Source organism: uncultured Salegentibacter sp. (genome assembly GCF_963972535.1).
Lineage (GTDB): Bacteria > Bacteroidota > Bacteroidia > Flavobacteriales > Flavobacteriaceae > Salegentibacter.
In genome coordinates, this window is record NZ_CAXAVR010000053.1 from 1 (window position 1) to 18223 (window position 18223).

The 18223-nt window shown below is 37.4% G+C and carries 21 protein-coding genes and 1 pseudogene; 8 read left to right on the forward strand and 14 right to left on the reverse strand.

The genetic code is table 11. The features are described 5' to 3' along the window. The 5 genes from AACZ30_RS08120 to mraZ form a co-directional block, all read right to left on the reverse strand. Positions 1–500: Mur ligase domain-containing protein (locus AACZ30_RS08120; RefSeq protein WP_339648734.1), on the reverse strand; the 500-nt coding region annotated here is incomplete at its 3' end. Further along, positions 497–2488 carry a penicillin-binding protein gene (locus AACZ30_RS08125; RefSeq protein WP_208222872.1) on the reverse strand — a complete coding sequence of 664 codons (1992 nt, stop codon included), beginning with the start codon at positions 2486–2488 and terminating at the stop codon, positions 497–499. The genes AACZ30_RS08120 and AACZ30_RS08125, both read right to left, overlap by 4 nt. Next, positions 2489–2806: an FtsL-like putative cell division protein gene (locus AACZ30_RS08130; RefSeq protein WP_075324909.1), complete on the reverse strand. Its 318-nt coding sequence runs from the start codon at positions 2804–2806 to the stop codon at positions 2489–2491. Between the two features lie 14 nt (positions 2807–2820). After that, positions 2821–3717 (reverse strand): 16S rRNA (cytosine(1402)-N(4))-methyltransferase RsmH, encoded by an 897-nt coding sequence (gene rsmH / locus AACZ30_RS08135; protein ID WP_339648735.1) that lies wholly within the window; start codon positions 3715–3717, stop codon positions 2821–2823. Then, the gene (gene mraZ, locus AACZ30_RS08140; protein ID WP_208222874.1) at positions 3704–4171 is read right to left on the reverse strand and encodes a division/cell wall cluster transcriptional repressor MraZ; all 468 of its coding nucleotides are present in this window, start codon (positions 4169–4171) and stop codon (positions 3704–3706) included. The genes rsmH and mraZ overlap by 14 nt, the downstream gene beginning before the upstream one ends. Before the next feature lie 280 nt (positions 4172–4451). On the opposite strand from mraZ, the gene AACZ30_RS08145 reads away from it, so the two are divergent. Together AACZ30_RS08145 and yihA are read left to right on the forward strand one after the other, a co-directional pair. Further along, positions 4452–5219, forward strand: a complete 768-nt coding sequence (locus tag AACZ30_RS08145; RefSeq protein ID WP_075324912.1) for an alpha/beta hydrolase — start codon at positions 4452–4454, stop codon at positions 5217–5219. Positions 5220–5284: 65 nt separating this feature from the next. Then, positions 5285–5902 (forward strand): ribosome biogenesis GTP-binding protein YihA/YsxC, encoded by a 618-nt coding sequence (yihA, locus tag AACZ30_RS08150; protein ID WP_339648736.1) that lies wholly within the window; start codon positions 5285–5287, stop codon positions 5900–5902. 4 nt (positions 5903–5906) lie between these two features. Here yihA and AACZ30_RS08155 read toward each other — a convergent pair whose 3' ends face one another. From AACZ30_RS08155 to gldB, 3 genes are all read right to left on the reverse strand, one after another. Further along, positions 5907–6266: a GTPase gene (locus tag AACZ30_RS08155; protein ID WP_075324914.1), complete on the reverse strand. Its 360-nt coding sequence runs from the start codon at positions 6264–6266 to the stop codon at positions 5907–5909. 74 nt (positions 6267–6340) lie between these two features. Beyond that, on the reverse strand, positions 6341–6679 hold the full coding sequence (gene gldC / locus AACZ30_RS08160; RefSeq protein WP_075324915.1) for a gliding motility protein GldC: 339 nt from the start codon (positions 6677–6679) through the stop codon (positions 6341–6343). After that, a complete protein-coding gene (gene gldB, locus AACZ30_RS08165) occupies positions 6679–7638 on the reverse strand; it encodes a gliding motility lipoprotein GldB (protein ID WP_339648739.1) in 960 nt (319 codons plus the stop codon). Before gldB ends, gldC begins: the two co-directional genes overlap by 1 nt. 105 nt (positions 7639–7743) lie before the next feature. On the opposite strand from gldB, the gene nadE reads away from it, so the two are divergent. Beyond that, positions 7744–8535: an NAD(+) synthase gene (gene nadE, locus AACZ30_RS08170; protein WP_075324916.1), complete on the forward strand. Its 792-nt coding sequence runs from the start codon at positions 7744–7746 to the stop codon at positions 8533–8535. 113 nt (positions 8536–8648) lie between these two features. Further along, complete coding sequence (locus AACZ30_RS08175; RefSeq protein ID WP_075324917.1) at positions 8649–9287, forward strand: response regulator transcription factor; 639 nt, start codon at positions 8649–8651, stop codon at positions 9285–9287. On the opposite strand, the gene dnaG is transcribed toward AACZ30_RS08175, so the two are convergent. From dnaG to AACZ30_RS08195, 4 genes are all read right to left on the reverse strand, one after another. After that, positions 9280–11244 carry a DNA primase gene (gene dnaG, locus AACZ30_RS08180; protein ID WP_339648741.1) on the reverse strand — a complete coding sequence of 655 codons (1965 nt, stop codon included), beginning with the start codon at positions 11242–11244 and terminating at the stop codon, positions 9280–9282. The two genes, AACZ30_RS08175 and dnaG, sit on opposite strands and share 8 nt — an antisense overlap. Positions 11245–11364: 120 nt before the next feature. After that, complete coding sequence (locus AACZ30_RS08185) at positions 11365–12414, reverse strand: hypothetical protein (protein WP_339648743.1); 1050 nt, start codon at positions 12412–12414, stop codon at positions 11365–11367. A 51-nt stretch (positions 12415–12465) separates the two neighbouring features. Continuing rightward, entirely contained in the window at positions 12466–13230 is a 765-nt protein-coding gene (locus AACZ30_RS08190) for a hypothetical protein (RefSeq protein WP_339648745.1), read from the reverse strand. Next, positions 13217–13777 (reverse strand): RNA polymerase sigma factor, encoded by a 561-nt coding sequence (locus AACZ30_RS08195; RefSeq protein ID WP_339648747.1) that lies wholly within the window; start codon positions 13775–13777, stop codon positions 13217–13219. Before AACZ30_RS08195 ends, AACZ30_RS08190 begins: the two co-directional genes overlap by 14 nt. Positions 13778–13911: 134 nt before the next feature. On the opposite strand from AACZ30_RS08195, the gene rluF reads away from it, so the two are divergent. The 4 genes from rluF to AACZ30_RS08215 all read left to right on the forward strand — a co-directional run bounded on the left by rluF (position 13912) and on the right by AACZ30_RS08215 (position 16708). Next, positions 13912–14721 (forward strand): 23S rRNA pseudouridine(2604) synthase RluF, encoded by an 810-nt coding sequence (gene rluF, locus AACZ30_RS08200; protein ID WP_339648750.1) that lies wholly within the window; start codon positions 13912–13914, stop codon positions 14719–14721. 93 nt (positions 14722–14814) lie between these two features. Further along, positions 14815–15237: a VOC family protein gene (locus AACZ30_RS08205; RefSeq protein ID WP_075324922.1), complete on the forward strand. Its 423-nt coding sequence runs from the start codon at positions 14815–14817 to the stop codon at positions 15235–15237. A gap of 18 nt (positions 15238–15255) precedes the next feature. After that, positions 15256–16275 (forward strand): AI-2E family transporter, encoded by a 1020-nt coding sequence (locus tag AACZ30_RS08210; RefSeq protein WP_339648753.1) that lies wholly within the window; start codon positions 15256–15258, stop codon positions 16273–16275. A gap of 37 nt (positions 16276–16312) precedes the next feature. Beyond that, positions 16313–16708, forward strand: a complete 396-nt coding sequence (locus AACZ30_RS08215) for a YkvA family protein (RefSeq protein ID WP_075327851.1) — start codon at positions 16313–16315, stop codon at positions 16706–16708. 96 nt (positions 16709–16804) lie between these two features. Here AACZ30_RS08215 and AACZ30_RS08220 read toward each other — a convergent pair whose 3' ends face one another. Together AACZ30_RS08220 and AACZ30_RS08225 are read right to left on the reverse strand one after the other, a co-directional pair. Next, a complete protein-coding gene (locus AACZ30_RS08220) occupies positions 16805–17716 on the reverse strand; it encodes a bifunctional 5,10-methylenetetrahydrofolate dehydrogenase/5,10-methenyltetrahydrofolate cyclohydrolase (protein WP_075324924.1) in 912 nt (303 codons plus the stop codon). A gap of 93 nt (positions 17717–17809) precedes the next feature. After that, positions 17810–18223, reverse strand: a pseudogene (locus AACZ30_RS08225) (signal recognition particle protein); the annotation flags it as partial.

Consider the following 18223-nt stretch of genomic DNA (forward strand, 5'->3'; position numbering starts at 1 on the left):
TGCTTTAAATACTTATTGATGGTAATAGAATCTGGAGTGGTTCTCACTGCATCATAAGAATTTTCAGCAACCATTACTTTCACTGTGGAAAGTAAACCAACTTTAAAACCAGCTTTGGTAAATAAATTATATAAAAGTGTAGCAATCGTGGTTTTACCATTGGTGCCGGTAACTCCTATAAGTTTTAATTTTTCTGAAGGATTATCGTAATAATTTGCAGCCATAAAAGCTAAAGCCTGCTGTGCATTTCCTACTTTTATATAGGTTATTCCATTTACGATTTCCTTCGGAAATTCTTCGCAAATAACCGCGAGTGCGCCCTGATTTATAGCCTGTTCTATGAAGTTATGCCCATCTGAGAGGCTACCACGAATAGCTACAAAAGCATCGTTTAATTCAACCTTTCTTGAATCAAACTGAAGCTTGTTTATAGTTACCGAAGTATTTCCAACCACGGCATCGATTTGTACTTTATATAATATGTCTTTTAAGACTCTCAACCTATATTTAAATTTACTTGTTGATTAGTTTTTATTTTCTGCCCTGCCGAAATTGATTGTCCGTTAACTTTTCCGGTACCTTTGAAATTGACTTTTAAGCCCAGGTTTTCTAAAAGCGAAACAGCATCCATAGCCGGCATCCCGGTCACATCTGGCATTACGATTTTTTCGTTATCAATTTTCGCGAAATATGCATCAAAATCGTCTGTCACTTTATCATTCTGAATATCGAGGGAAGGCAGGGTATCCATTACCGGGGTATCGGTATAAATCTTTTGGGCGATTTGTTTAAAAACCGGTGCTGCAACGATATTTCCATAATATCCTTTACTCCTTTTCGGCTTATGAATAATCACAATACACGAATATTTTGGATCTTCAGCTGGAAAATACCCTGCGAAAGAAGAGATATATCTTCCCGGTTCAATCCAGTATTCTACCTGGCAGGTTCCTGTTTTTCCGGCCATAGAAAAGTTTGGCGTATAAATATTTGCAGCTGTACCTTTTTCTACAGTTTGCTGCATCATTTTTTGAAGTTTTTTAGCAGTTTCGGGAGAACAAATGCTAGGATTCATGACCTCACGTTCAACCTTTAAAATACTTTTATCCCACTCTTTTACCTCTTTAATAAAACGCGGCTTTACCATTTCACCATTATTGGCAATAGCATTGTAAAAGTTCAGAGTTTGTAAAGGTGTAATGGAAACTCCATAGCCAAAGGCCATCCAGGGCAGGCTTAAACCATTCCAGTTTTTATCTTTAGGGTGAGGAATTCTAGGCGATCCTTCTCCTTTTATATCCAGGCCAATTTTACTATTTAGGCCCATATCGTATAACTTATCTACAAATTTAGCCGGATTGTCTTTATAACCTTCAGTAATAATTTTAGTGAATGCTGTATTTGAAGAAACCTCAAATGCCTTGGCCGCAGATATCTTTCCATAGCCACCGTGACGCGAATCTCTTACCGGTCTTCCATAATATCGCACCACACCATTTTCGGTATCTATAACCGAACTGGTATCTATCACACCATCTTCTAAAGCGGCGGTCATGGCCATTAGCTTAAATGTGGAGCCCGGTTCGTGCGACTCGTAAACCGCATAATTTCTTTTTTCAAAATAAGTCCCTGTTTCAGTCCGGCCAAGATTAGACATTGCCTTGATCTCACCGGTTTTGGTTTCCATAACCACTACAGTACCGTGATCTGCTTCAAAATATTCAAGTTGCTTCAGTAAAGCGTGGTGCGCAATATCTTGAATATTCACATCTATAGTAGAGATCACATCATAACCATCTTTTGGCTCTACTTCATTATTATCACTTATAGGTTTCCACTGGCCTTTGGCAATTTTTTGTTTTAATCTACGGCCATCGGTTCCTCTTAAATAAGAACTAAAAGCACCTTCAAGACCCACACGGGTGAAATATCCGTTTTCGTCCTGGCGCTCGTAACCAACCGTACGCTCTCCCATTTTACCAAGTGGGTGCTCCCGAACTGTTCTTTGCTCTACAATCATTCCACCTCGGTAAGTCCCCAAATTAAACATAGGAAAGCTTTTCACTTTCATATATTCTGAATAACCAAGATTTTTTGCAATAGGTAAATAACGCTGGCCGTTAGCTCTTGCCTGTCTTAAATATTGAGACCAGTAAGCAGCAGATTTCCCGAACATCTCGGTTAAGCTATTGGAAAGTGGCACTATATTTTCCTGAAAATTTTTATCTGAAACGGTAACCGCATCAAACCGTATATCGTATTTAGGAACTGAAGTCGCTAAAAGATTGCCTTTGGCATCATAAAGATTTCCACGACTGGCGGGAATTTTAAAACTTCTTACCGTGCGCTCTTCTGCTAGGTTGCGGTAATGGTCTCCTTCTACAAACTGAATATCCAGCAGCTTCACGCCCACCCCCACAGCGAAAATGAACATACAGGCCGCAACCACGTATAATCTATTCAATATGCCTTTTTCAGATGTAGCCATTTACTCCTTTATATTCACTTTTATTTTATACGGAGGATTCTCGGAAGGAAGAATCCCTCTATCTTTCATTTTTTGCGTAATTGTAGATTCCATTTTAATACGCATAAGCGCTGAACGGCGATCTACAAACTCACTTTTTAATTCTCTTACTTCTGTATGAAGTTTTGCAATTTTATGCACCTTCCTTTCTGCACTGTGCGAACTCGCAATCATAATAATAGCGAGCAGCGTACAAAAAACTATAAAGCGCCAGTTGTTTACCGCATCCCTGCTAATAAGAAAATTAGCCCGTAGTATGTTGTAAAAACCCTTTTTCATAAAGTTTCAAAAAACTATAATTTCTTAGCTACTCTTAGCTTAGCACTTCTTGCCCTGTTATTCTCTTTAATTTCTTCTGCTGAAGGCACTATAAGTCCGCCAACTTTCTTGAAGGGAACTGAAATATTTCCGTAGAAATCTTTTTCGGGCTCACCTTCAAACAAGCCACTTCTTATATATCGTTTCACCAATCTATCTTCCAGGGAATGATAAGAAATAAGACTAATTCTCCCATTTTTTACCACCAGCTCTTCGGTTTGCTTTAAAAATTCCTTTAAAGCTTCAATCTCCTGGTTTACTTCTATTCTTATAGCCTGATAAATCTGCGCCAGAATTTTATTTTCTTTTCCTTTAAAAAGATGCGGCTTCAGCAAATCGTTTAATTGTTCGCTGCTTTCTATAGCTTTTTCTTTTCTTGCTTCAACAATCAAATTTGCCAGCTTTGGCGCATTTTTTAAATCGGCATAATCATAGAAAAGCATTTTAAGCTGTTCTTCAGTATATTCATTGATTACCTCAAAAGCACTTAAATTGCTTCCCTGGTTCATTCTCATATCAAGGCGCGCATCAAAACGCGTAGAAAAACCTCTTTCAGCTTCATTAAACTGATGAGAGGAAACTCCAAAATCACCTAAAATTCCATCAACTTTTTTTATTCCATAAAACCTCAAAAACCTTTTAATAAATCTGAAGTTTTCGTGAATAAGTATAAATCGCGGATCTTCAATTTTATTTTCCAGCGCATCCTTATCCTGATCGAACGCAAAAAGTTTTCCTTTAGGCCCGAGCCTGTTTAGAATCTCCCGGCTATGACCACCTCCACCAAACGTAACATCCACATACACGCTATCTTCCTTAATATTAAGGCCGTCTACTGACTCTTTTAATAAAACCGGATTATGATATTGCATCTAAATCATCGTTTCCCATTACTTCTTCAGCCAATTCAGCAAAATCGTCTGAAGTTTCATCAATGGTGTTTTCGTATTTATCTTTATCCCAGATCTCTATAATATTTACTGCTGAAGAAAGCACGATCTCTTTGCTAATCCCGGCAAAAGCCACAAGATCTTTTGGAATTAAAAGTCTTCCATTTGAATCTACTTCCACCATCTTCACACCAGCCTGAAATTTTCTAATAAAATCGTTATTCTTCTTTTTGAAGCGGTTTAGCCCGTTAATTTTCTGCATTAAAACATTCCATTCCTGCATTGGATACAACTCCAAACAAGGCTGAAAAACCGAACGTTTTAGCACAAAACCATCCTGCAACATAGGCGCAAGCTGCTTTTTCAACGCCGAAGGGACCATTAACCGGCCCTTGGCATCTGCTTTACATTCGTATGTTCCTATGAGGTTTACCACTTCTATACTTTATAGAGTCAAATATATTGAAAATTTTACCACATTTTACCACTTTTTACCACTTTGTTGATAAGTTTCTCCACTGTATTTAGCTGAAAGACTATCAAATAGCGCTATTTGTTTAGGTTTCAGAGGCTTGGTTTTTATTGTGCTTTTAGTGTTAAAAAATTTAATTTTTGAGGCAGAAATGCATTTCTTAAATGGCTTTGCTATTTCTCAAAAATGATTATACTTGTAATGAAATCGCTATATTTGCGATTGCTAACCGCAAAGCCAATCAATGAAGAATAATTTAAGGCAAGAGGGAAAGTTTACGTACCTGGAGCAAGGAGAAGGAACCCCGATAGTTATTTTACACGGACTTATGGGCGGTTTAAGTAACTTTGATGGGGTTACAGAGTATTTTCCGAAGCATGGTTATAAAGTGGTAATTCCAGAACTACCCCTCTATTCCATGTCGCTACTTAAAACCAGCGTACAGACTTTTGCTAAATATTTAAAAGAATTTGTAGATTATAAAGGTTACGATAAAGTAATCCTGTTGGGAAACTCTCTTGGTGGGCATATTGCTCTACTGGCTACTAAATTATATCCTGAGATAGTTAAGGGGCTGGTAATTACCGGGAGCTCGGGACTTTATGAAAATTCTATGGGCGAGAGTTATCCGCGTCGTGGTGATTACGAATTTATAAAGAAAAAAGCACAAGATGTTTTTTACGATCCTGAAGTTGCAACAAAAGAAGTGGTAGACGAGGTTTACGAAACGGTAAGCGATCGTAACAAATTGGTAAAAACCCTTGCTATTGCAAAAAGCGCCATTAGACATAATATGGCCAAAGATTTACCAAAAATGAAAACCCCAACCTGTATAATTTGGGGAAAAGACGATAATGTTACTCCGCCCGAAGTTGCCGAAGATTTTCAGCGTTTACTTCCCGATGCCGATCTGTACTGGGTAGATAAATGCGGCCACGCTGCAATGATGGAACATCCCATTGTTTTTAACGAGTTGCTTCACGCCTGGCTGAAAAAACGGAATTTTAAATAAGAAAGTTTAAAGACTTAAAACTTCTTTTTAGGTCTCTTTCAAATATTACTTTTAAACATTTTAAGATGAAAATTAAGTCGGCTGAATTTGTGGTGAGCAATACGCGGGTAGATCAATGCCCTGATAGCAAACTGCCCGAATACGCTTTTATTGGCCGCAGTAACGTTGGGAAATCTTCTTTAATTAATATGCTTACCGGCAGGAAAGCACTTGCCAAAACCTCGGCAAAACCCGGGAAAACACAACTTATTAATCATTTTTTGATCAATAAGAACTGGCATCTTGTAGATTTACCTGGTTATGGCTATGCAAAGGTTTCAAAATCTACTAAAAGGACTTTTCAGAAATTCATCACCAAATATTTTGAGGATCGAGCGCAAATGATATGCGCTTTTGTGCTTATAGACAGCAGGCACGAACCTCAAAATATAGATATGGAATTTATGCAGTGGCTTGGCGAACACAACGTTCCCTTCTGTATAATTTTTACCAAAGCCGATAAAATGAAGCCTAAAGCCCTGGAAAGAAACATCAATAATTACCAGGATAAAATGCTGGAAGTATGGGAAGAGATGCCTGAATTCTTTGTAAGCTCTGCTACCTCAAAATTGGGACAGGATGAGATTTTAGATTATATTGAAGCAATAAATACCGAGTTAAATTCTTCTAATTCTCCCAAATAATCAATTAAAGTTTTTCTTCAACCAAATTAATTAGGTCTTCCTCATTTTGAATTCTTTCTAACTCTTCAGTAGAAATAAATATTCCCATTTCGCCTTCATCTTCCCACAAAACTATAGGAAACGTGTATTTATACCCGAATTTTGAAGCATATCGCTTCTGAAATTCGTCTATATGCAAAAACTCCATTTTTACTTCTGAAGCCAGCCTATAATTTTTCCACCTTGAATTTTCCGATAAAATGCCGTGGGTAACTTTGCAAATACTGCAGGCATAAGTATTAGGCCTAATTAATTTATGCAGCGCATCCAGCACCACGTGGCGGGTACCGGAATACGCGTTATATACAAAAATGAGTTTTTCCACTCGGTAATCCAGATTTAATGTACCGTCCTGGAAGTATTATTTCTATATACTTCATGAACTTGCTCCAAGGTAGTTTACTTTTGAGTGATTTCAAGCTTTTCAGCAAAATAATCGCAAAAATCTTTCATAGTCGCAGTCATTTTTTCATCCTGGGTGGCACGGTTAAAAGTATCGCTCATAGAAACCAAGGTTTGGTGAAAGAATTTCTTCATTTCGTCTACCGGCATATCTTTGGTCCAAAGATCTATCCGCAGTGTTTCCTGCGATTTGCTGTCCCAAACCGAAAGCATTAAAGCTTTGGCTTCTTCCTTATAAACGTTGCCATCTTCGGCACTCCAGGTAATTCCTTCTGGCACGCGATTTTCATCGGTAACTACTTCTATGTTTATTTCTGATTTTTTAAATTCTGACATTACTTTCTTGGTTTAAAATTCGCTTTATTAAATATCGTTTCGGCATCGGTTTTTATCATTTCTTCTAAAGATGCATTGGTTTTTTCCATATAACTACGCACAATTTGCCAGCCAATATACTGGCCAAGTCTGTCGGGAGATTCGGCATCAAGTTGCAGGTAGAATTTTGAAAAAGGTGCAGGATATAGAAACCGCGAATAAAGTTCGGTATCGGTATCAAAAAACAATTCATTTTCTACAAAATACCGCCACATTTGCGCTTCATTCTTTTGGGCCCAATTGAGCTCTTCTTCAGTATATCCTATTTTTTCAGCATCAGTTACTTCAGGAATAAACTTATCTTTTAAATACAATAACTTGCCATAATATACCATATGGGCAAGAAAAGTTCTGGATTGCGGCCTTTCTACATATTTTTCGGCATACGCATTGGCAACATCCGGGATTATCTGGTCTCTTCTGAAATTCTTCTTTAAAAATTCCTGGATCCCAATATAAAAATGATGCTCTTCCCCTAAATAGGTATCCAGTGAAATAAATAAATATTCATTCTGAAGAATCACCTTGTTTTTATAATCCACTTCAGAAGTTAGCGTAAATACTTTTGGCGCTTCAAACTCTGGGAAATAATATTTTATATGCTGAAAAAGACTGTGGAGTTCTGCCTTTTTATTTTCAAAAGAAGGAAAAGCCTCGCCTACTTCGGTATCTATTTCCTGCTGAATGGTATCGGTAAGTTTATCAATCCAAACGCTATCTGAAAACTGCTGTGGGAATAAGAACGGATATTCCTGTTTTAAATCCATAAGTTTTTGCGGCGTGGCTTCGGCAAATTGCCTGTCAAAACGAACCACTTCAAAATCTACCGGCACTTCTGCAATCTCTTTTTCAATTTTAGCATCCTCATTACAGGAAACAAAAATAATTGTACAAAGCAGGAAAATTATTTTCTTATACATAGGCATTCTTTATGAAGGCTTTAACGCCCTGCCCTTTTAATAATTATGTTTAAATAGTAGATTTGTGTGCAAAGGTATTATTTACAAACTTAATCACCCAAAATTATGCAAACTGAAAAAGTGGTAGATCACATAGTTAACTGGTTAAAGGAATACGCTACAAATGCCGGAATGAACGGTTTTGTGCTTGGAATAAGCGGTGGAATTGACTCGGCAGTAACCTCAGCACTTTGCGCCAAAACTGGTTTGCGTACACTTTGTGTAGAAATGCCTATTCACCAACATACAGACCAGGTGACCAGGGCCCAAAAGCATATAGACTGGTTAAAGCAACATTATGCTAATGTTACCAACCTGGAAGTTGATCTAACTCCGGTTTTTGATGAATTTAAAAAAGCGGCTCCACAGGTTGAAGCTTCAGATACTTTAGATCTCACATTAGCAAATACCCGGGCAAGATTAAGAATGTCTACTTTATATTATTTTGCCGGCCTACATAGCTACCTGGTAGCAGGAACCGGAAATAAAGTAGAAGATTTTGGCGTGGGATTTTTTACAAAATACGGAGACGGCGGCGTAGACTTAAGCCCTATTGCCGACCTTATGAAAACTGAAGTTACTGAAATCGCTAAGTTTTTAGGAGTTACTCCTGAAATTGTAAATGCCGCACCAACAGACGGACTTTTTGGGGACAGCCGTACCGACGAAGATCAAATTGGCGCATCTTATCCCGAATTGGAATGGGCGATGAAAGAAGCCGAAAACGGAAAAACCGCTGAAGATTTTGAAGGAAGAAAACAGGAAGTTTTTAAAATTTATAAAAGTAGACATGGGGCTAATTTACACAAAATGAAACCTATCCCGGTGTGCAATATTCCCGTTAATCTTAAAAAGTAATCTTTTTATCGATTATTGTACTCAAAAAACGGAAGTAGAGGGAAAATCGGTTATTTTTAATAGTATATACGCGCTTGTCCTACCCCGGCGTGTTTTTTAACCAACCTTTTATTATGAGTACAGTATTAATTGCAGATCACCACCCTGTGGTGCATGAGGGTATCAGGTGTATCCTTAGAAAAAACCCGGCGCTTGAGTTAGTAGGCAGCGTACATAGCGGGATGGAGCTGTACGGATTTTTAAGCGAAAGCCAACCAGATGTTTTAATTATAGAAATTGACCTTCCCGAAATAAACGGGATTAACGCGCTTCGCACCATTAAAACCGATTATTCAAAAGTAAAAATTCTTGTTTGTACCGGTCATCCTGAAGAAGTTTATGCGTTAAGCGCTATAAAAGCGGGAGCGGCAGGTTATATTTCTAAACTTGCAAAACCAGAAGAACTGGAAAAAGCCATTTACCAGGTAGCCAGAGGCGGAATTTATCTCAACAAAAAAATTACCGATAAACTAAACGCAGGGATGTCTCCCGGAAGAAATTTAATCGCAAAATTTAAGAAACTTTCTACACGCGAATCTGAAGTTTTAAACCTTATCGCTTCCGGAAAACGAAATAAAGACATTGCTGAGGCACTTTCTATTAATGAAAAAACGGTAAGCACTTATAAAACCAGGCTACTTAAAAAATTACAGGTAGACAATATTGCCGATCTAATTACCAGATCAAGATTATTACAAATAAATACTACATAACGCGATTAAGCTTCTCTGAGAGCACCTTCTTCAAACTAAGATAATCTTTTACGTCTTCAAGAACATGTTGGATGTCCTGCTCTTCAGCTGGAGTTTTTACCTTTTCTGAAAGTTCGTTTATTTTTTGATTGATTAAAAATCTGCGCAGCGAGAGGATGGTTTCACTAACGTGCCTTGAAATAGTTTCGGTTTTTGCTTTCACAAAAATGTTTTGCCGATCCCATTCATGCAATTTATATTGCTCTTCCTCCATTAAAATTGAAGTGATCTCAGAAGCCTGCTCCGGATCTATATCATTTATAAAATTCTTAACTTCAAATTTTTCTTCACTATTTAGCCGAGCCATTAATTCAGTATAAATATCCCTGAATTTAGGATTTGTAAAGGCAATTTCATCTTCCTGCAGGTCTAAAAATATTTTCTCAAAAACTCTTGTTCTTTGTATTTCCTTTTCTAAACCGAGCTCCCCGTCTTCTTTTTCTTTAAGCACCAGGTCTTCAAAATCTTCCTCTACAGTTCCATACTGAAGCAACAGACTAATAATTTTTTTCTCAAGCTCGTATTGCTCGTCTACTTTAGCTGTTTTTGGTTGCGGTTCTTCTTTAACGACATCAAAAGATTTCTTTTTCTGCTGTTGTTGAGGAGAAGTTCTTCCACTTTTCGCATTTAGCTGTGCAAGGCTGGAAAACAGTACATTTTCAGAAATATCCATTATTCTGGAACATTCCTGTAAGTAAACTTCCTGCTGAATAGTATCTGGAATCTTAGAAATACTGTTTACTATATCCCGAATTAATTCAGCCTTTTTAACCGGATCTTTCTTCGCTTCCTCCATAAGCAATGAAGCTTTGTAACTAATAAAATCCCGGGCATTCTCCTGTAAATATTCTGCTAAAGCTTCATCTGAATTATTTCTTGCGAAACTATCGGGATCCTCACCTTCCGGAAAAGTACAAACCCTAACATTCATTCCCTGTTCCAGGATCAAATCTATTCCGCGCAGCGAAGCCCTTATCCCGGCGGCATCACCATCAAAAAGTACCGTGATATTTTTTGTAAGCCGATTAATTAATCTTATTTGCTCTGGTGTTAAAGCAGTTCCTGAAGACGAAACCACATTTTCAATTCCACTTTGATGAAACTGAATCACATCGGTATAACCTTCAACCAGGAAACAATTATCTTCTTTGGCGATGGCCTGTTTAGCGAAATTTATCCCGTATAAAACCTTACTCTTGTGGTAAATATCACTTTCGGGTGAATTCAGGTATTTGGCAGCCTTTTTATCATTGGTAAGAATTCTTCCGCCAAACCCTAATACCCTACCAGACATAGAGTGAATAGGAAACATCACCCTTCCTTTAAAACGGTCAAATTGCTTTTCACCTTTTACAATAGTGAGTCCGGTTTTTTCCAGGTATTCCAGCTTGTAGGCTTCAGCAAGCGCTTCTTTAGTAAAATCGTCCCATTCGTCTAAAGAATAGCCTAATTCAAACTTCTTGATTGTTTCTAGAGTAAACCCGCGTTCCTTAAAATAGCTTAAACCAATAGCTTTCCCTAAATCGGTTTTATGCAGGTTTTTCTGAAAATGTTTATTAGCAAATTCTGAAACCAGGTACATACTTTCCCGCTCATCGGATTGCTGTTTTTGCTCATCGCTTTGCTGGGTTTCTTCAATCTCAATTCCGTATTTTTTGGCGAGATATTTAATGGCTTCAGGATAGGTAAAATGTTCGTGTTCCATTAAAAAAGCCACGACGTTTCCACCCTTTCCACTAGAGAAATCTTTCCAGATTTGTTTTACGGGAGAAACCATAAAACTTGGCGTGCGCTCATCACTAAACGGACTCAAACCTTTAAAGTTCGAACCCGATTTTTTTAGCTGAACAAAATCCCCAATAACCTCCTCTACACGGGCGGTTTCAAATACATTGTCTATAGTGGATTTTGAGATCAAATTGATGTTGTTTAAGCGGTTAGACCCCACAGGTTTTGGAAACCTGTGGGGTCTGTAAATTCAAAACAAAATTACAATTTAAAATTGGCTAATAATAAAATTTAATAAAGGATGGTTTCATTAATCAACATCAAACCGAAGTCCTAAAGAAAAGTTGTGTAATTCCCTATTTGGATCCTGAAATATGGGATTTAGATCGTATTTCCCGTAAAGCGTAGCGCCACCCCAGCCCAGGTATGCACTTAATCCATAAACCAAATCGTTAGTATTATAATTGTTTTTAAGCTTCTCCTTCACTTTATCGCCATCATCTTTATACTTTAGTTTCTGGCGTTCCCCAATATTAAAACCGGCATAACCACCAAAGCCAATTTTCAGCATTTTATAGGTAGAAAAATGTAACCGATCTTCGGTTTCCGTTTTTGTAGAAGGACCTATTTCAAAATGAACCGGAACTACCAGGTTATCCATTCTAAATTTAGACTTATCAAGGTCTAATGCGAATTCCTCCAGGTAAGTTTCGTCGCCATCTTCTACAAAAATGCGATTATCGGTAGGTTTTAATCCATTAAATTGAAAAGAAAGTCCGTAACGAATGCGCAACCAGTTTGTTTCTTTAAAAACCCTTGTTTTCCACGCCCAACCAAGTTCAAAAAATCGGCTACCTCCCAATTTAAAATCTGAATCGTTTAAAGATTGGCCTTCTTCCAGGGCATTATTAAAACCGGCAGCAACTACCAAATCACTGGTGGTACGTTTATCGTATTTCTTCTTTGTATTAATATTAATATCCAAGACTTTTCCCTTTCCGCCAATTGCAATATAATTTCCAGAAGAATCATTTCTATCCCTCAATTCCATTTCATTCTCCAAAATGGCTATTTTATTTTCAATATTTTTAGCGTGTTTTTCAGCGTATTCCTTTTTTTGTTTTTCGGCTTCTTCTTTAGTGATTTCACCTCTTTCCAGTTCTCCGTTTATCCGCTCAATCTGGTATTTCAGTTTTTCTTTTTCTTTTTCAATAATTTCAGCTTTTTGCTTTTCAAAAAATTCTCTGGCTTTCTCATCTGAAGATATTTCTGTCTCTACAGAAGCAACTTGTTGTGCAGAAACCTGCTGATGCGCAAAACTAAATACTAAAAGTGCGACGTAAAAAGTAAGTGTTTTCATAATAATTGATTTTGATGTTTGATGAATGACCCGTTCGTGGGATTTTGATGATTAATAGTTTCTATTGGCAACCGCAGTTTTCGCCTTGAGATATCCTTCTTTTAAAACTTCAAAAACCTTTGCTTTAAAAGACTGGTAAATTTCGTCTTCTACTTCGGCTAATAGTGCATTTGCACTAATCTCGGTATTTGAATTGTAAAATTGTGAATTCTTTCGTTCCCTACTTATTTCTAAAGCCGCCTGGGCTAATAACGCGTCTACTTCATCTTCAGAGATTTCATCATTTTTGCTAGTGGCCGCAATCACTTCTTCAAGTTTAGATTGAATTAATTTTTCTTCTAAAATTGGAGGCTCCAGGCTTAATGACTCTAAAACAACAGCTTCTTCATATCTATTTTCTTCGAAAATTGGCGTTTCAGCAATCTCTTCTTCTACTGAAATTTCAGGTACTGCTACAATATCATTTTTTGTATTATTTTCAGTTGAAATTTCTTTCTCCTTTTTAATTTCTTCAGAAGCTATTTGCGTCTTATTTTCTTGCGTAAATTCTTGTCTTACTTCCGGTTTTTTTATGATCTCGTTAACCGGTTCTTCAACAACCTGCGGGCTTTCGGAAAACTTGTTATTCCACATAAAAGTTCCTGCAATTAACAGCACTGCCACTGCAGCGGCAATATATTTCCAGGGGGTTCGAGAGGTTTTGTGTGCTTCAGCATCTAATTTAGCCTCCAACTTTTCCCAGCTTTGGGCAGAAGGTTTAATTTCCCTTTTTCCTAATATTTCCCTTGTATTTTCTTCGAATTTATTTAATTCCATAATCCGATGTGTTTTGTGTTTTTAACTGCTCCTGCAACATTTTTCTCGCTTTAGATAATTGCGATTTTGAAGTCCCTTCGGTTATCTTCAGCATTTTCGCAATCTCGGCGTGCTTATATCCTTCTACCGCATACATGACAAAAACGATCCTGTAGCCTTCCGGCAAATTGTCTATGAGGTTTTGAATATGCGCAACATTTAGCTCTGTATTTATTTCTTCAGAAAAACCAGGGTCTGCGATTTCTTCGTTACTAAAAGCAATTTTCTTTTGTGATCTTAAAAAAGAAATTGATTCCCGTACCATAATTTTTCTTATCCAGCCTTCAAAACTTCCTTTAGACTCAAAATCTTTAAGGTGGGTGAAAACTTTTAGAAATCCGTTAAGCATTACTTCTTCGGCGTGGTGCATATCCTTTATATACTGCCGGCAAACGCAAAGCATTTTTCCGGAGTGCAACTCATATAATTCGCGCTGCGCCTTACGGTCTTTTTTAGCCGCACGCTTTATTAATTGAGTTTCGTTTTTAAAGAGTTGAATTACTTTCACCCGATTTTTCTAATTAAAAGGCCTTCTATTTACATAGACGCAGGAAAGTTACAAAAGGTTGCCTGTACCTTGATTATTTTTTAAAAAATTAGTTTCGCGACGAATTCTTGTATCTTTGCAGTACAATCTTTTTTATGTCTGAACAGAAGCTTACCCGAATAAATAAATACTTAAGTGAAATAGGTTACTGCTCACGCCGCGCGGCTGATAAACTCATAGATCAGGGCCGGGTGACCATTAATGGAACTGTACCAGAAATGGGGACCAAAATTGGTCCCGATGATGTGGTAAAAGTAGATGGGAAAGCGGTTTCTGAAGCAGAAAAAAAAGAACCTAATGTTTATATTGCTTTCAATAAACCGGTAGGCATAGTATGCACTACTGATACCCGCGTGGAAAAAGACAATATTATTGATTATATAAATTATCCGAAAAGAATTTTCCCTATTGGACGACTGGATAAACCCAGTGAAGGACTTATTTTTCTTACCAACGATGGGGACATTGTAAATAAGATTCTACGCGCCAGGAACAACCACGAGAAGGAATATATTGTTTCAGTTAATAAACCCATTACTCCAGATTTTATTAGAAGAATGGGCAATGGAGTACCTATTTTGGGAACCACCACTAAAAAGTGCGAAGTAGAAAAATTAGGAAAGAATGACTTTAGAATTATACTTACCCAGGGACTAAACAGACAAATTCGTAGAATGTGTGAGTTTTTAGGTTATGAAGTTACCGCGCTTAAACGCATTAGAATTATGAATGTTAGCCTGGACGTTCCGGTGGGACAATGGCGTGATCTTACCCAGGAAGAATTGGATACCATCAACAACATGGTAGACGAATCCAGCAAGACAGAAGAAGCCTCCCGTCTTAAAGCTTCTGCTTTAAAATCTAAAACAAAACCGCGATCTGGCAAAAGACCTCGTAAAGATTAAATCTTAACACATTATTAGCGCTGTGGCTTGCCCGCATGTTAAGATTACTTGTTAATTTTAATAGCGTATAATAATGTAATTCTATTAAGATTTATGAAGGTACAACCGTTTCATTTAGCAATCCCGGTATCAAATTTAGAAAAAGCCAGAAAATTTTATAAAGAAACCCTGGGTTGTGGCGAAGGCCGCAGCAGTGATCATTGGGTAGATTTTAATTTTTTCGGGCACCAATTGGTAATTCATTATAAACCGGCTAACGAAACCGAAAAAGCACATAGCAATCCTGTAGATGGGAAAGATGTGCCTGTACCGCATTTTGGAGTAGTCCTGGAATGGGAAGTATTTCAGGAATTTGCTAATTTATTACGATCAAAAAATATTGATTTTGAAATTGAACCTTACATCCGTTTTGAGGGCCAGGTAGGGGAACAAGCCACAATGTTTTTTAAAGATCCCAGCGGAAATGCACTGGAATTCAAAGCCTTTAAAAATAAAGAACAACTATTTGCAAAATAACCAACCAAGCACAAAAATATGGATAGATTAAAACCGGCACTGGTACGGCAAATTTTCGTACTAATGCTCATTATCTTTTTAACGGTTTTAATTTTTAAAGAAATTATCCCATACCTCTCGGGGGTTTTAGGGGCAATTACTTTATACGTTCTTTTGCGCAATTGGATGAAAAAATTACTGGCCAGGGGTTGGAAACCTCCGGTAGCAGCAGCGCTCTTAATGGCAGGATCTTTTGTAGGTATCCTGGTGCCTATTATACTAATTGTAGTAATGCTTACGTCTAAAATTAGTAAAGCGGTCGCAAACTCTGAACGTGTAATTAGGGCCGTTAAAGAACAACTTACCGAAGCTGAAACCTATATAGGTTATAGTTTAAGTGAATCTATAGACACCTCATCTGTAACAAACTGGATGTCTGGAAACTTGCAAAGTTTGGCTGGCGGCACATTTAATACCTTTATTGCTATTGGTATTATGTATTTTATGCTTTACTATATGCTGGTTAAAAGAGAGTCTATGAAATCTTCTCTTATTTCTTATATCCCGCTGGGGAATGATAACCTGGAGATAATTGCACAAGAAAGTGATCAACTTGTAAAATCTAACGCATTAGGAATTCCGCTGGTGGCTATATTTCAGGGAATTATTGCACTTATTGGATATTTAATTTTTGGTGTACCAGATCCTTTCTTTTGGTTTGTAATAACCGCCATAGGATCTATGATTCCTTTTATAGGTACGGCAATTGGTATTCTCCCGGTAGTAATACTGTTAATAGCCCAGGGCGATAACTGGCAGGCCATTGCAATGTTAATCTACGGCTTTGTTGTAGTTGGCTCTACCGATAATATTATTAGACTTTATATCCTGGATAGACTCGCCGCTGTGCACCCGCTAATCACCCTTTTTGGTGTAATTGTTGGAGTACAGCTGTTTGGTTTTATAGGATTAATTTTTGGGCCTTTGCTTATTTCGCTGTTTTTATTAATTCTGAAAATTTATAAAAAGGAATACGGAAATGCCCACGACCGACTTTAAAAAATAACTACTAACCACAAAATGAAGAATTATGAATATGTTTAGTAAAAAGAAAGAAGAAATTGATGAGAAATACCTAAAAAAAGGAGCTACTCAAATTAAAGATGGCGATATTGATATTGCCGTAAAAAATCAAAAAGAAATTGATGATAAAATTAATAATTCTGGTGCTTTAAGAAAATATACTGAGCTGGGAAAAGTGATGTTTGGGATGCTAAAAGATTACCGAAAAGGTGTTTACAAAGATATCCCGTGGTTTTCTATAGCCGCCATAGCTTTTGTGCTCCTGTACGTGCTTAATCCGTTAGATATAGTACCCGATTTTCTGCCCGGAATTGGTTATGTAGATGATTTTGCGCTACTGACCATTACCTTAAGATTTATTGAAACTGACCTTCATAAATATTTAGATTGGAAATTAGAAGAAGATTAGTTTCTATTTTTTTCTGAATCCCAATCAATGAAAAAGTCCTGTTAAATCTACTAAATGTAAGATCTAACAGGACTTTTTTTTATACTGAAAACCTGCTTAAACAGATCTGGCTTTACTGTTTTCTTTTGCTCTTTTCTTATGTCTTTCTGTAGCAAGCAAAGTGTTTTTAAGCAACATTGAAACCGTCATTGGTCCTACTCCACCAGGCACAGGCGTTATATAAGAGGCACGTTTACTTACATTATCAAAGTCTACATCACCTTTAATTACATAGCCTTTTTCCGCTTCATCATTTGGCACCCTGGTAATTCCAACGTCAATAATTACTGCATCATCCTTAATCATTTCCGCTTTCAGAAAATCTGGAATTCCAACGGCAATAATTATAATATCAGCCTGGGAGGTGATTTGGGTGATATTTTTAGTGAACTCGTGAGTTAAAGTTACGGTTGAGTTTCCGGGGAAACCACTTCGTCCCATCAAGATACTCATTGGTCTTCCTACAATATAACTTCTGCCAATCACCACAGTATGTTTTCCTTTGGTAGGAATATCATAACGCTCCAGTAATTCTAAAATCCCAAAAGGAGTAGCCGGAATAAAAGACGTCATATCCAGAGCCATTTTTCCAAAGTTGGTAGGATGAAAACCATCTACATCTTTATCTGGATCTACAGCATTTAATACTTTTTGCGTATCAATTTGCGGAGGCAATGGAAGCTGAACAATAAATCCGTCTATATCATCATTCTGATTTAGTTCTTCAATCTTGTCAAGTAACTCCAACTCGCTTACCGTATTTGGTAATCTGTATAGAGAAGATTGAAATCCTACGCGCTTACAGGATTTTACTTTTGCATTTACATAAGTTAAGCTGGCACCGTCGTTCCCAACGATAATTGCAGCTAAATGAGGCACTTTTTCACCTCTTTTTTTAATCTTTTCAACCTCAGCAGCAATCTCATCTTTAATATCGTTGCTGGTTTTTTTTCCGTCTAAAATGATCATTATCAGTAATCTATAAGCCCCTCCCGACCTCCCAAGGGGAGGAGAGTTGCGATTTGTTTTTCATTAATTCCCCCTTTGGGGGTTAGGGGCTCTTTACTTCATTCCCTTCATCATCTGCATCATCTTCTGGCCGCCGCCACCTTGCATCATTTTCATCATTTTACCCATTTGGTTGAATTGCTTCAACAATTGGTTTACTTCCTGCACCGATGTTCCCGAACCTTTACTAATTCGTTTCTTTCGGCTTGAATTTATAACTTTTGGGTTGCTTCGTTCTTCAGGAGTCATCGAGTGGATTATCGCTTCAATTCCTTTAAAGGCATCATCCTCAATATCCACATCTTTCAGCATTTTTCCGGCTCCCGGAATCATTCCCATAAGGTCTTTCATAGACCCCATTTTCTTAATTTGCTGTAATTGCTTCAGGAAATCGTCAAAACCAAACTGGTTCTTGGCAATTTTCTTCTGAAGTTTTCTTGCTTCCTCTTCATCATATTGTTCCTGGGC

Excerpts from the sequence above, each read along its gene's own strand:
- AACZ30_RS08145 (WP_075324912.1), top strand. The coding sequence starts at position 4,452 with ATGAAGAATAATTTAAGGCAAGAGGGAAAGTTTACGTACCTGGAGCAA.
- rsmH (WP_339648735.1), bottom strand. The coding sequence starts at position 3,717 with ATGCAATATCATAATCCGGTTTTATTAAAAGAGTCAGTAGACGGCCTT.
- gldB (WP_339648739.1), bottom strand. The coding sequence starts at position 7,638 with ATGTATAAGAAAATAATTTTCCTGCTTTGTACAATTATTTTTGTTTCC.
- AACZ30_RS08125 (WP_208222872.1), bottom strand. The coding sequence starts at position 2,488 with ATGGCTACATCTGAAAAAGGCATATTGAATAGATTATACGTGGTTGCG.
- gldC (WP_075324915.1), bottom strand. The coding sequence starts at position 6,679 with ATGTCAGAATTTAAAAAATCAGAAATAAACATAGAAGTAGTTACCGAT.
- AACZ30_RS08175 (WP_075324917.1), top strand. The coding sequence starts at position 8,649 with ATGAGTACAGTATTAATTGCAGATCACCACCCTGTGGTGCATGAGGGT.
- AACZ30_RS08210 (WP_339648753.1), top strand. The coding sequence starts at position 15,256 with ATGGATAGATTAAAACCGGCACTGGTACGGCAAATTTTCGTACTAATG.
- AACZ30_RS08205 (WP_075324922.1), top strand. The coding sequence starts at position 14,815 with ATGAAGGTACAACCGTTTCATTTAGCAATCCCGGTATCAAATTTAGAA.
- AACZ30_RS08130 (WP_075324909.1), bottom strand. The coding sequence starts at position 2,806 with ATGAAAAAGGGTTTTTACAACATACTACGGGCTAATTTTCTTATTAGC.
- rluF (WP_339648750.1), top strand. The coding sequence starts at position 13,912 with ATGTCTGAACAGAAGCTTACCCGAATAAATAAATACTTAAGTGAAATA.
- AACZ30_RS08220 (WP_075324924.1), bottom strand. The coding sequence starts at position 17,716 with ATGATCATTTTAGACGGAAAAAAAACCAGCAACGATATTAAAGATGAG.
- AACZ30_RS08185 (WP_339648743.1), bottom strand. The coding sequence starts at position 12,414 with ATGAAAACACTTACTTTTTACGTCGCACTTTTAGTATTTAGTTTTGCG.
- nadE (WP_075324916.1), top strand. The coding sequence starts at position 7,744 with ATGCAAACTGAAAAAGTGGTAGATCACATAGTTAACTGGTTAAAGGAA.
- AACZ30_RS08190 (WP_339648745.1), bottom strand. The coding sequence starts at position 13,230 with ATGGAATTAAATAAATTCGAAGAAAATACAAGGGAAATATTAGGAAAA.
- AACZ30_RS08215 (WP_075327851.1), top strand. The coding sequence starts at position 16,313 with ATGTTTAGTAAAAAGAAAGAAGAAATTGATGAGAAATACCTAAAAAAA.
- yihA (WP_339648736.1), top strand. The coding sequence starts at position 5,285 with ATGAAAATTAAGTCGGCTGAATTTGTGGTGAGCAATACGCGGGTAGAT.